Annotated in this window: 13 protein-coding genes; 11 read left to right on the top strand and 2 right to left on the bottom strand. The window is 70.3% G+C overall.

The features are described from left to right. Positions 1–159 precede the first annotated feature (159 nt). Positions 160–2,199 carry a HelD family protein gene (locus tag OG792_RS01050; protein ID WP_329106461.1) on the top strand — a complete coding sequence of 680 codons (2,040 nt, stop codon included), beginning with the start codon at positions 160–162 and terminating at the stop codon, positions 2,197–2,199. A 12-nt stretch (positions 2,200–2,211) separates the two neighbouring features. Here OG792_RS01050 and OG792_RS01045 read toward each other — a convergent pair whose 3' ends face one another. Beyond that, positions 2,212–2,931 carry a hypothetical protein gene (locus OG792_RS01045; RefSeq protein ID WP_329106459.1) on the bottom strand — a complete coding sequence of 240 codons (720 nt, stop codon included), beginning with the start codon at positions 2,929–2,931 and terminating at the stop codon, positions 2,212–2,214. 278 nt (positions 2,932–3,209) lie between these two features. On the opposite strand from OG792_RS01045, the gene OG792_RS01040 reads away from it, so the two are divergent. From OG792_RS01040 to OG792_RS01000, 10 genes are all read left to right on the top strand, one after another. Beyond that, positions 3,210–4,139, top strand: coding sequence for a PIG-L deacetylase family protein (locus OG792_RS01040; RefSeq protein WP_329106458.1), 930 nt, complete (start codon positions 3,210–3,212; stop codon positions 4,137–4,139). Between the two features lie 28 nt (positions 4,140–4,167). After that, entirely contained in the window at positions 4,168–5,109 is a 942-nt protein-coding gene (locus tag OG792_RS01035) for an ATP-grasp domain-containing protein (RefSeq protein ID WP_329106456.1), read from the top strand. Then, positions 5,106–6,329 (top strand): glycosyltransferase, encoded by a 1,224-nt coding sequence (locus tag OG792_RS01030; protein WP_329106454.1) that lies wholly within the window; start codon positions 5,106–5,108, stop codon positions 6,327–6,329. Before OG792_RS01035 ends, OG792_RS01030 begins: the two co-directional genes overlap by 4 nt. Positions 6,330–6,596: 267 nt before the next feature. Then, the gene (locus OG792_RS01025; protein WP_329106452.1) at positions 6,597–6,854 is read left to right on the top strand and encodes a type II toxin-antitoxin system RelE/ParE family toxin; all 258 of its coding nucleotides are present in this window, start codon (positions 6,597–6,599) and stop codon (positions 6,852–6,854) included. A 58-nt stretch (positions 6,855–6,912) separates the two neighbouring features. Further along, positions 6,913–7,308, top strand: a complete 396-nt coding sequence (locus tag OG792_RS34590) for a helix-turn-helix domain-containing protein (protein ID WP_442932355.1) — start codon at positions 6,913–6,915, stop codon at positions 7,306–7,308. After that, complete coding sequence (locus OG792_RS01020) at positions 7,305–7,805, top strand: hypothetical protein (RefSeq protein WP_329106450.1); 501 nt, start codon at positions 7,305–7,307, stop codon at positions 7,803–7,805. Before OG792_RS34590 ends, OG792_RS01020 begins: the two co-directional genes overlap by 4 nt. Before the next feature lie 93 nt (positions 7,806–7,898). Next, positions 7,899–8,543: a transporter gene (locus OG792_RS01015; RefSeq protein WP_329106448.1), complete on the top strand. Its 645-nt coding sequence runs from the start codon at positions 7,899–7,901 to the stop codon at positions 8,541–8,543. Next, entirely contained in the window at positions 8,540–8,872 is a 333-nt protein-coding gene (locus OG792_RS01010) for a transcriptional regulator (protein WP_329106447.1), read from the top strand. Before OG792_RS01015 ends, OG792_RS01010 begins: the two co-directional genes overlap by 4 nt. After that, the gene (locus OG792_RS01005) at positions 8,869–9,783 is read left to right on the top strand and encodes an ABC transporter ATP-binding protein (RefSeq protein WP_329106445.1); all 915 of its coding nucleotides are present in this window, start codon (positions 8,869–8,871) and stop codon (positions 9,781–9,783) included. Before OG792_RS01010 ends, OG792_RS01005 begins: the two co-directional genes overlap by 4 nt. Before the next feature lie 13 nt (positions 9,784–9,796). Then, the gene (locus tag OG792_RS01000; protein WP_329106443.1) at positions 9,797–10,534 is read left to right on the top strand and encodes an ABC transporter permease; all 738 of its coding nucleotides are present in this window, start codon (positions 9,797–9,799) and stop codon (positions 10,532–10,534) included. Positions 10,535–10,592: 58 nt separating this feature from the next. Here the strand turns inward: OG792_RS01000 and OG792_RS00995 are convergent, their stop codons facing one another. Then, the gene (locus OG792_RS00995) at positions 10,593–12,479 is read right to left on the bottom strand and encodes a M14 family zinc carboxypeptidase (protein ID WP_329106442.1); all 1,887 of its coding nucleotides are present in this window, start codon (positions 12,477–12,479) and stop codon (positions 10,593–10,595) included. Between the last annotated feature and the right edge of the window lie 18 nt (positions 12,480–12,497).

The following is a 12,497-nucleotide window of genomic DNA, read 5'->3' as shown; positions in this document are numbered from 1 at the left end:
GGCGTATTTCGGTGGAACGGTCCGTCCGGTGCGCGTAGCGTGGTTGACCGCCTGACGGCCGCGGTGAACATGCACCGCAGCGGACGTCTATCGCGCTGGGTGCCGGCCATCCGCCCCCGGACACGCGAGCGAGCAGCAGATGATCCCGAGGAAGTCAGCATGCCCGCACCCGACCTGGACACCGAACTCGGCGGCGAACGCGCCCACCTGGACGCCTCCCGTGCCGCGCTGCACCGGATGCGGGAGCACGCCGAGGCACTCTTCAGCACCGGCGCGAACGTCGCCGGTGACTCGTACACCGCCGAGATGCTCGGCCGGACCCTCTCCCGGCGGGTCGCCGAACTCGCCGACGACCCGACCACCCCGCTCTTCTTCGGTCGACTCACCTTCCCGGAGATCGACTACCACATCGGTCGGCGGCACGTCACCGACGACCTCGGCGAACCCATGGTGCTCGACTGGCGGGCCCCGGTCTCCCGGTCGTTCTACCGGGCCAGCGTGCGCGACCCGCAGGGCGTCACCGTCCGCCGCCGGTTCGGCTTCAGCGCCGGGGTGTTGACCAGCTTCGAGGACGAACACCTGGACCGGGGCGAGGAACTCGGCACCGCCTCCCGGATCCTGACCGCCGAGATCGAACGGCCCCGCGTCGGCCCGATGCGCGACATCGTCGCCACCATCCAGCCCGAACAGGACGAGCTGGTCCGAGCCGACCTGGAGACGTCGATCTGCGTCCAGGGGGCACCCGGCACCGGCAAGACCGCCGTCGGGCTGCACCGCGCCGCGTACCTGCTCTACCTGCACCGGGAACGGTTGCGCCGGTCCGGCGTACTGATCGTCGGGCCGAACCGGGCGTTCCTGTCGTACATCGCCGCCGTACTGCCCGCGCTGGGCGAGGTCGAGGTCGCCCAGGCCACGGTCGAGGACCTGGTCACCGCCGCGTCCGTCCGACCGGAGGGCACCGAACGGCCACGAACCCTCGCCGTACGCGGCACCGACGCCCCGGACACCGCCACGATCAAACACGATCCGCGGATGGCCGAGGTGCTGCGCCGCGCGGTGGACGCCCACATCCGCGAACCGGAGCAGCCGATCACCGTCTCCGACGGCTCGTTCCGCTGGCGCATCGGGGTCGAGGTGTTGCGCCGGATCGTCGACGAGGCCCGCCGCGAGGGACTGCCGTACGGCACCGGCCGGGAACGGGTCCGGGCCCGCGTTGTCGGCCTGCTGCAACGGCAGGCCGAGGCGCGCCGGGGCGAGTCACCGAACGACGCCTGGCTGCGCCGGATGGGCAAGGCCACACCGGTCACCGAGTTCCTCGACGCCGCCTGGCCGGCGCTCACCCCGGACGGGCTGGTCCACCACCTGCTCAGCGACCCGGACGCACTCGCCACCGCCGCCGCCGACCTGCTCACCGAGAGCGAACAGGAGTCGCTGATCTGGACCAGGCCGCCCAGGACGGCCAGGACGGCGAAGTGGAGCACCGCCGACGCCGTCCTGATCGACGAGGCCGCCGGGCTGATCGAACGGGTGACGAGCTTCGGGCACGTGGTGGTGGACGAGGCGCAGGACCTCTCCCCCATGCAGTGCCGGGCCATCGCGCGGCGCAGCGTACACGGCTCGATCACCCTGCTCGGCGACCTCGCCCAGGGCACCGCGCCGTGGGCCGCCACCGACTGGCGGGAGTCGCTGGCCCACCTCGGCAAGCCGGATGCCGCCGTGGTGCCGTTGACCATCGGGTTCCGGGTGCCCGCCGCGGTGGTCGCCTTCGCCAACCGGCTCCTGCCGGCGCTCGCGGTCGACGTACCCCCGGCCGAGTCACTGCGCCGCGACGGCGCGCTCGATCTGCGTACGGTGGACGACCTGGATGCGGCGACGGTGGCCGAGGTGCGGGCGGCGCTGGCGTACGAGGGATCGGTGGCGGTGATCGCCGCGGACGCGGCGGTCGACCGGCTGGCCGGCGCCCTCGCGGACGCCGGGATCACCACCTCGACCGCCGACGACGTGCAGGCGTCGGAGAGGGTCACCGTGGTCCCGGCCAGCCTGGTCAAGGGCCTGGAGTACGACCACGTCATCGTCGTCGAGCCGGCCCAGATCGTGGCCGCCGAGCCACGCGGGCTGCACCGGCTCTACGTGGTGCTGACCCGAGCCGTCTCCCGACTGGCCGTGCTGCACCACGACCCACTGCCCGCCCCGCTGTAGCAACGGCGGGTGTCAGCCGCGTTGCCGCAGGTAGCGCAGCCCTTTCTTGAAGTAGGTACGCGGGTTGGTGTCCAGGTGTCGGGCCCAGGCCGGGTCCGACTCACCTCGCAGCCACGCGTACGCGGCCAGCGCGTAACCGAACATCGGCTCGGTCAGGTAACCGGTACGTCGTGCCCGCCAGCCGCTGCCGTGGCTGGAGAATTCGAACGCCGCGTTGGCGCTGAACACCCCGTAGCCGAAGAAGACGGTGAGCAGGTCGGTGAGCGGTTCCGAGTCGCGCCGCTCCGGGGCGATCCGCTGTTCGCCGAGCAGCAGTACGTGCCCCAGTTCGTGGGCGACCGTCGCGACCAGCGAGGTCAGGTCGCCCGTCTCGGCGCTGTTGATCGAGATCACGGCCCGGTCGCCCCGCGGCTGGTAGTGGCCGGCCGCGCCGGACCAGGAACCGGCGAGCGACGGCAGGCTGGACAGCAGTTCGGCGTCGAGTCCGTCGTCGAAGAACTCGATCTCCAGCCGGTCGGGGTCGACACCGGTCCGGCGACAGAGCGATCCGATCACGCGCCGGACGTCGGCCTCGGTGCCGGCATAGGTGTCGGGAAAGAACTCCGGGGTGGGCAGCACCACCGAACGGCGCAGAACCTTCGCGCCGAACTCGCCGACCAACCAGTCCAGCGAGTCCTCGATCCACTGCTGCTCCTCCGAGGCGACCGGACACCGAGCCGCAAACCATCTCATCCCACGCCGCCCAACCGCCCGCCCAACCACACCCATCGCATCGACCGCCTCCGATCTCCCTGTGACAAGTGTGCTCCCCCACCACAACCCCCCGCCCCGGTCGGATAGCCACTCTTTCCTCTACAAGAGCGGTCGCCGGTTGCGGGGACGGGTGGGTGAGGACGCTCTCATGGTGGGTTCAGGAGGGGCTCACTTTGGGGCGGCAGGCTGCCGTTGACCGACAAGGCAGCCGCGCCGTACGGGGTTGTGCAGACGCGGCCGTACCGAGCGAGGTTGCCGTGACCGTTTCCCTGTCCGCTCCACTCCTGGTCGCGTTGCTGGCGGCGGCCACCGCCGCGGCCGGCGCCGACCGGCCGTTGCGCCGCCGCTTCCGGCGACCCCGACTGCTCCAGGTGCTCGCGGTCGGCGCCGCGCTGGTGCTGGTGCCCGCCAACATCGCCTATGGCCTGGCGAGCCGGTCCGGAGCGGGCCCGGCGGCGGACGGAACCACCACCGGCGTGCAGGTGGCCAGCCTGGCCGTGCTCGGTGGTCTGGTCGGGCTCTGTGGCGTGCTCCGGATCGCACCGGCACCGGCCCGGTTGCCCCGCCGGGTGCTCGCCGTCGGGGCCCATCCGGACGACCTCGAACTCGCCTGCGGCGGCACGCTGCTGCGGCTGGTCGACTCCGGTCACGAGGTGCACATCATGGTGATGAGCCACGGTGGTCGCGGCGGCGACGGCAACGTACGAGCCGGCGAGGCCGAGTCGGCGGGCCGGTTCCTCGGCGCCAGCGGGATCGAGGTGCTGGACCTGCCCGACACCCGGCTCGCCCGGCACGAGAACGAGATGGCCGAGGCGATCGAGCGGGCCATCCGGCGCCACCAACCGGATCTGATCTTCACCCACTCCGGCAACGACCAGCACCAGGACCACCGGGCGGTGCACCTGGCCACCCTCCGGGCGGCCCGCCAGCACCCGGCCGTGCTCTGTTACGAGAGCCCGTCGGTGACCGCCGGGTTCCGGCCCAGCGTCTTCGTCGACATTTCCGACCAGCTCGACGCGAAGGTCTGCGCGGTCGCCACCCACCACGACCAGCGGGCCAAGCCATACGTCGGCGAACGGCAGGTACGCGGCCTGGCGGCGTACCGGGGCGGCCAGGCCCGGGTGCCGCTCGCCGAGGGTTTCGAGCCGGTCCGGATGACCGTGCCGCTGATCGAGGAGCAGAGATGACCGTGCCGCTGATCGAGGGGAAGAGCTGATGCCGCGCCTGCTGGTGACCGGTGCGGCCGGTCCCGCCGGCCGGGCGCTGCTCAACGCGCTCGCCGTCCGGGGAGTCCCGGCCATCGGCGTCGACATGGCGCCGGCGGCAACCACCGGACGAGCAGCACCGGGAACGGACGCGACCGCCGGAGCGGAAGGTGTCGAGCTGATGCCGGGCACCGGAGCGGACGGGATCGAGCGGGTGCCGGCCGCCACCGACGAGGCGTTCCTGCCGGAACTGCTGCGGATCGCGGGCCGGCACGACGTCGATCTGATCGTGCCCACGGTCACCGAGGAACTGCCGGTGCTGGCCCCGCTCGCCGCCCGGCCCGGCTTGCCGGCGGTGCTGGTGAGTCCGGTGTCGGCGGTGGCGATCGCCGACGACAAGTGGCGTACCGCGCAGGTGTTGGCGGCGGCCGGGGTGGCCGTACCGCGTTCGGTTTTGCCGGGTGTGCTCAGCCCGCCGGCGCTGCGCGGCTACCTGGGGTCTACGTACCTGAGCAAGCCGCGTCGGGGGCGCGGCGGGCGCGGCGTCCGCGTGCACGACCGGACCGGAACGCCGCCGCCGGATCCGGGCGACGTCTTGCAGGAGTTCATTCCGGGTACGGAGTACGCCGTCGACCTGTTCGTCGACCGGCTCGGTCAGGTGCGGGCGGTCGTGGTGCTCCGCAAGACCACGCTCGCCCAGGGTCGGGTCGGCAACGCGGTACGGGTGGTCCGCGACAATCCGTCCGATGTGGCCGACCTGGCACGGGCGGCGGTACGGGCGATCGGGGTGACCGGCCCGGCCGACCTCGACATCCGGCGTCGGCGGGACGGGACCCCGGTGGTGCTGGAGGTCAACGCCCGGTTCGGTGCGCACAGCGGGCATGCGCCGGAACTGCTCGACGCGCTGCTGGCCGGGTACGGGGCCGGATTCCGGGCCGGGGCGACCCCGTGACCGACCTGCTCTCCGGCGCGATCGTGCTGCTCAGCGTGCCACTGCTGCTGATCGGGGTGCTGGAACTGGCCTACTACCCGCTGGCCGTGCTCGCCGAGGTACGCCGCCGCCGGCAGCCGGTCTTCGACAGTGTGCTGCCGCTGGTGTCGGTGATCGTGCCGGCGTACAACGAGGAACGGGTGCTGGCCAGTTGCGTCGAGTCGATCATCGCGGCCCGGTACCCGCGCAAGGAGATCATCCTGGTCGACGACGGTTCGACCGACCGGACGCTGGCGGTGATGCGCCAGTTCACGTACCACCCGGACGTGGTGGCGTTGACCCAGCGCAACGGCGGCAAGGCCAGTGCCCTCAACCGGGGGATACGACTGGCCCGGGGTGAGATCTGCTGTTTTGTCGACGCCGACGGGGTATTCACCGCCGACACCATCGGCGAACTGCTGCGCGGCTTCGACAGCGCGTCGGTCGGCGGGGTCTGCGGCAACGACGAGCCGGTCAACCTCGACCGGCAGCAGACCAGGCTGCTGGCCCTGCTCACCCACGCCACCGCGCTGGTCCGGCGCGGATTGGCGCAGATCGGCTGCCTGACCATCGTCTCCGGCAACTGCGGCGCGTTCCGTCGCCGGGTGGTGGAGGAGGTCGGCGGCTTCGAGACCGGGACCCTCGGCGAGGACCTGGAACTGACCTGGCGGGTACGCGCCGCCGGGTATCGGATCAACTTCCAGCCGCGCGCGATGGTCTACGCAGAGGTGCCGTCGACGGTTGGTGGCCTGTGGCGGCAGCGAATCCGGTGGACCCGTGGGCTGGTGCAGACCGCTCGACGCCACCGCGACCTGCTCGGCAGCCGGCGGCACGGCCGGCTCGGCCCATACCTGGTCTACAACCTCGTCACCATGCTCGCGGTGCCCCCGATCCAGTTGTTCACGCTCGGGTTGGTGCTGCTGCTGGCGGTGCTGGATCGGCTGCCGAGTGCGCCGACCGTACCGGCACTGCTGCTGTGGATCGGGCTCGGTGCGGCGGCGGCGCACACCCTGGTCGCGATCGCGCTGGACCGGGCGTGGCGGGATCTGCGACTGCTCTACATCCTGCCCGCCGCCGCGATCTTCTCGGTCTTCAGCAGCGTGGTGACCGTACGAGCGCTGTGGCTGGAGGCCCGGAACGCCCCGATGCGCTGGAACAAACTCGACCGCACCGGCGTACGCACCCGCTCGACGGTGAGCTGACCTCTGCGGTACGGGAGGAATGGGCCGGTGAGGTTTGTGGACAGTTCCGCACCTGGTCGAGAAACGGTCAGCGACTGGACGCGTAAGGTTTCGTGTCGCAAACTGAGCGTCATGTCTGTCGGTGGGGCGCGTGCCGGTGCGTGAGGTGGCGACAAGCCACCCGACTGGACGCACGACGTGAGACGACGATGGGCATTCTATGAGGCCGCCGGTGGCGGCGAGCCAGTCCGCAAGGAAATCGAAAGATGCGGACTGACGGTCGCGGAGATGGCCAAGGTCCAGACGGCCATGGACCGTGTCGCCGAGGGGCGAGCACAACCCAGCGACGTCAAGGCCCTGCGCGGCGGCGTGCTGGAGGTACGCGTCTCGGTCGCGCGACGACGCCTCCGGCTGATCTACGCCGAGACCGAGGGCGGTCTGGTCCTGCTCGCGTTGCATTTCTTTCAGAAGCAGCGCCAGGTGGAGGCTAGGCACATCGACATCGCGATTGATCGGCTCCGGGAGTTCAGGGCGACGCAACCGTGAGGTACCCCAGTATCGCTCCGAGGCGATATGATGTATCGGGCACAGGGAGGGCCGGACGATGGGAACCGAACTATTCGATCTATTGGGCGTAAACCCGGACGATCCTCGCGTTCGGGATGCGATAATGGACGCACGGGATGCCGAGCGCCTGATCGACACCCTCGTCCAACTGCGAAAGCGATTGGGGATTACTCAGTCAGAGCTTGCGCAGGATATGGAAACGACCCAGTCCGCCGTTTCGAAATTCGAAAGAGCGGGTGGAGACCCTCATCTGTCCACCCTCCAAAGGTACGCCAGATCCGTGGGCGCCCGGTTGCGCTTCGCATTTGACGTATCCCCCAGGCAAACCCCCACCTGGCAGGCCAGCTACAGAATTCCCGCCGGCATGGAGCAAGACCTGGATGAACCAGAGTCGGAGTCGGTCCTGTCACCCCGCATCGGACTAGCCTCGTGAGCGGCAGATTGATCTCCAGCCTGGAGGAGCTGACCTCGCTCGCCGAGCTCACCGGCATCAGGGTCTACGAGGCATCCGCAAGGCGACGCGATGGGTTCAACCTTGAAGAGACGCCCATCGACCCCAACGCCTCCGAACTGAAGATATCCCAGTATGTTCGCAACGATGAGCTGACTTTTCGCTGTCGCATCGAGATGAGCACCAAGAGTGCGGTCCTTGCGGCTGACGTGGCCGCACGATTTCATCTTGCAGAGAGCGTCGAGGAACCGCCGAAAGAGATACTGGAAAGGTTCTCCCGCGAGGAGGGCCTTCCCATCGTTCTGCCCTATCTGAGGGCGACGATCCAGCAGGCCGCGAGGCAGATCGGCGTCAACGCCCCACTGCTGAGGCACTATTGGCGGCACGACCTCGACAAAATGCGCCGCACCAGGGCCGAGGAGCCGGCGACACCGGAACTGCGGTCCTCCATGGGAGCAAGCAGCCTCCCCAACAGCTAGCCCTCACCGGTCCGGGCTGCCAGGACAGTCTTCCCGCCGACGCTCGACCCAGCCCCGCCACGGGGATGGAGTTTGTGGCGTAAAGTAGTTTGCGTGGCCCTGAGTGATGACGACGAGCAGCCGTTGGCGAGTGCGGCGGAGACGCTGCTGCTGATCCGGCAGCAGCAGGCCGAGGCGGCTCGGCAGCTCAACCCCGACCCCCGGCTGATCTACTGGCCGTGGGGAGTCGCCTGGCTGGTCGGGTTCGGGCTGTTCTTCCTCCGGTTCGGCCCGGACCACCGGGTCTTCGTCGACCTGCCCGAGTGGTTGCCGCTGACCACGCTCTTCGTCCTGCTCGGCGCCGCCGGCGCACTCTCCGCGATCACCGGCGCCCGGTCGTACGGGCAGATCACCGGCGACTCGGCCCGCCGTGGCCAGTGGTACGGCTTCGCCTGGCTGATCGGCTTCGCCAGCTACGGAATCGTCCTCAGCCGGGTCACCGACCACCTGCCGGACGACCTGGCCCGACTGCTCTGGGCCGCCGCGGCGGTCGGCCTGACCGGGGTGTTGCACGTGGCCGGCGGGGCGATCTGGCTCGACCGCAACCTGCTCCGCCTCGGCATCTGGCTCAGCGTCATCAACATCGTCGGCGTGTACGCCGGACCCGGCTGGCACGCACTGATCGTCGCGGTCGCCGGAGGCGGCGGCATGCTGATCGGCGGCACGATCACCTGGCTCGGCCGCCGGAACAGGTCATGACCGCCCCGCCCGAACTCGACCCGGTGATCCACGCCCAGGCCCGGCTGCGAGTGGTGTCCACCCTGGCCACTCTCGCCGAGGGCGACCGGATCACCTTCCCCCGGTTGCAGGAGATCCTGCGGATGACCGCCGGCAACCTCTCGGTCCACCTGCGCAAACTCGAAGACGCGCAGTACGTCGAGATCACCAAGACGCACCACGGGCGTACGCCGGCCACCCTGGTCCGGCTGAGCCGGCGCGGCCGGTTGGCCTTCGACGAGTACACCGCCGCACTGCGCGCCCTGCTCGACCCGTCCGAGGCAGCCACCCCCGCCCAGGAGAAGACATGATCCTCGCCCGCGCCGACCAGGCCACCCGCCGGTACGGCGACGTCACCGCACTCGACCAGGTCAGCTTCGAGGTACGCACCGGCGAGCTGGTCGGCCTGCTCGGACCCAACGGCGCCGGCAAGAGCACGCTGCTGAACCTGCTGGTCGGCGTACGCCGGGTCACCTCCGGCCGGGTCGAGCTGTTCGGCGGCGACCCGCGCGACCCGGCCCACCGCCAACGCCTCGGGGTCACCCCGCAGGAGACCGGTCTGCCGCCCACCCTGCGGGTCGGCGAGGTGGTCGACTTCGTCTCCGCGCACTACGCCGACCCGGTGCCGCGCGCGGAACTACTCGACCGGTTCGGCATCACCGACCTGGCCAAACGGCAGACCGGCGGGCTGTCCGGCGGGCAGAAACGGCGGCTGGCGGTCGCGCTGGCCTTCCTCGGCCGACCGCAACTGGTGATCCTGGACGAGCCGACCACCGGGCTGGACGTGGAGGCCCGGCACAGCCTGTGGGCCGCCATCCGGTCCTTCCACGAAGACGGCGGGACGGTCCTGCTGAGCAGCCACTACCTGGAGGAAATCGAGGCGCTGGCGCACCGGGTGGTGGTGCTCGGCCGGGGCCGGGTGCTCGCCGACGACACGGTCACCGCGATCCGGGAGATCGTCGGCGTACGCCGGGTCAGTTTGGTCGCGGAGAACCTGCCGGCGCTGCCCGGCGTGCTCGGCACCGAACACACCGACGGGCGTACGCACCTGCTGACCACCGATGCGGACCAACTGGTCCGGGACCTGGTGACCAGCGGGGTGGGCTTCGCCGACCTGGAGATCCGGCCCACCTCGTTGGAGGAGGCGTTCCTGACCCTCACCGCCGACACCGATCGGCCGGTCGGAACCGGTACGCCCGCCAACCAACCGATCACCGCCTGACGGGGGAACAGCCATGCAGCTCGCGCTCGTACACGCCAGGTATCAGCTCCTGGAGACGATCCGGATCCCGATCGCGTTGATCGGCAGTGCCTTCTTCCCGGCCGCCTCGATGCTCTTCTTCGTGGTGCCGTTCACCGGCGACGACCCGACCGGCGCCACCTTCGCCACCGCCTCGATGGTCACCTTCGCGGTGATGAGCAGCAACATCTTCCAGTACGGCATCGGGGTGGCCGAGGATCGGGCGCAGCCCTGGGACCCGTACACCCGGACTTTGCCGGCCGGGCCGGCGCCGCGCTTCGTCGGCCGCATCCTCGCGGGCCTCGCGCTGACCTTCGTCTCGCTGATCCCGGTGGTGGTGATCGCGGCGGTGGCGACCCCGGCGACGATCACGCCGGCCGCGTTCGTGCTCGCGCTCGGCGCGGTGGCCGTGGCCGCGGTGCCGTTCACCCTGCTCGGACTCACCATCGGGTACGCGCTGCCGAGCAAGGCGGCGATAGTGGCCGCCCAGGTCATCTTCTTCCCGCTGGCCTTCGGCGGCGGCCTGCTCTCCGCGCCCGGCGCCGCGCCCGGCTTCATCGAGACGATCGCGCCCTTCCTGCCGACCCGTGGTGCGGTCGAGCTGATGTGGGCGGCGGTGGGTGACTTCCGCCCCGACCCGACCGCGCTGGTCATGCTCGGCGTCTGGGTGGTGGTGCTGGCCCTGGCGGCCGGCTGGGCGTACCGACGGGACGAGGGTCGGCGGTTCAGCTGAACCGACGGGCTGCCCCGCCGACCGGGGACCGGTCGACGGGGCAGCGCCACTGCTGGAATCAGGAACTCGTGATCGTCACGTCGTCGACGCCCGCCTCGACCAGGCTCGCGGTGGCGGTGTCGGTCGCCTCCACCAGGATCCGGACCTGCTGCCCCGCGTACGGGGTGAGGTTGAGGCTGGCGGCCGTCCACGAACCGTTGCGGTTGCTCGCCGCCCCGGCCTGGGTCAGCAGTACGGTGGTGCCGCCGTTGTGCACCACGCTGACCCGGAAGAAGTCCGCCGAGGACGAGTTCGCGCCGTGCGCGAGGTACCACGACAGGGACAGCGTCAACGTGCCGCTGCCCGGCAACGCCACCACCGGCGAACGGGCGCTGGTCGAGCCGCCGTCGAGGTCGTAGTCACCCGCCGCGGTGCCGGCGAGCCGGCCGGTGGTCAGGTCGTTGCTGCCGCCCGCCGGGGCGAGCTGCTTGGCACCGCTGGAGTTGGTCGCCTGCGAGGTGCCCCGCTCCCACGCACCGGAGGTGGCGGTGTCCGTACCGCTGGGGTTGATGGTCCAACCGGTCGCGGTCTCGAAGGTGTCCGACCAGACCGTGGTGCCGCCACCGCCGCCGCAGTACTGGGCCTGCTTGCCGATCACCCGGTACGGGCAGTCGGCGTACTCGCTGAGCATCAGCACCGCTTCCCGGTTGCGCGAGGTCTGCGCCGGGATGACCTCGTCGGGCGGGTAGAAGCCGCCGCCGCCGGACGATCCGGGGTACATCTCGAAGGTGTACGCCCAGATCTGGTGCGTCGCCCACAGCCAGTCGAGGCTGTCTCCGTCGGTGATGTAGAGGTCGGAGGACTGCTCCGGGGTGTAGCTGTTGGTGGCCGCCATCTGCTGGCCCAGGGTGCGGAAGGTCGCCTCCTGGTCCACGCTCAGCCCCGGCGCCGTGTTCGCCGTGGTGTAGCCGTACGGCCAGAGCACCAGCTGGGAGTACGTGTGGAAGTCGATGTTCGCCTTGATCTGCTGCGTACCGCCGACCACGCGGCTGTTGACGAAGTTGCGCAGCGCCTGGGTTTCCGGGGCGGAGAAGGCGGACGGGCCACGGTAGGTCTCCGACGAGGTGCTGCCGGAGGAACCGCCGCAGCAGCCCCAGTTGTAGCCCCAGTTGCGGTTCAGGTCGGTGCCGACGTTCGACGAACCGGCGTTCGGCTGCCGGTTCTTCCGCCAGGACCGGTACGAACCGGTGGCGATGTCGTACTCGCTGCCGTCGGGGTTGACCGTCGGCACGATCCAGATCTCCCGGGTGTTCACGATGTTCGTGATCCGGGAGTCGGAGCCGTAGCTGTCGGTGAACAGGTTGAGCAGGTAGATCGCCATCTCGACGGTCAGGTGCTCACGGGCGTGCTGCTGCGAGTTGAACAGGATCTCCGGTTCGGCTTCGTCCGTACCGACGTTGTCCGAGATCTTGATGACGGGCAGGTCCCGACCCTCGTACGAGCTGCCGATGCTGGACTTGCGGGCGATCGTCGGGTGGTCCGAGACCACCTGGTTGATCACCGCGGTCAGTTCGGCGTAGTCGTGGTAGTTCGAGTCGGCGGGCGGGAACGCCATCGTGCCGACACCGTCGGTCGCACCCCGCGCCGGCGGCGCCGGTACGGCTTCCAGGGTGAAGCCGAGCGCGGTGATCGCCTTCACCTCGGCTGCGGTCGCGGTGATGTTCAGGATGCCGTGCTCGCTGTAGTTGATCGCCGCGCCGGTCTTGCCGACGGCGTTGCGGTCCTCCAGCGTGCGTGGGCCGAGTACCCGGTACTCGGCACTGGTGGCGGCACTGATCGCGCCCGGCTTCGGGTCGGCGGAGACCGGGCCGCTCACGACGGCGAACAGTCCGATCGCGACCGTCGTCGCGAGGGCGATGGTCCGGCGCCGAGAAGACCGCCGGGGTACGGGGGTACGGAAGGGCATGCAAAACCTCCTGGGGGT

This window comes from Micromonospora sp. NBC_01699 (assembly GCF_036250065.1).
Lineage (GTDB): Bacteria > Actinomycetota > Actinomycetes > Mycobacteriales > Micromonosporaceae > Micromonospora_G.
Note: the sequence above shows the minus strand (reverse complement) of the source record. Positions and strands in the feature narration are given on the sequence as shown.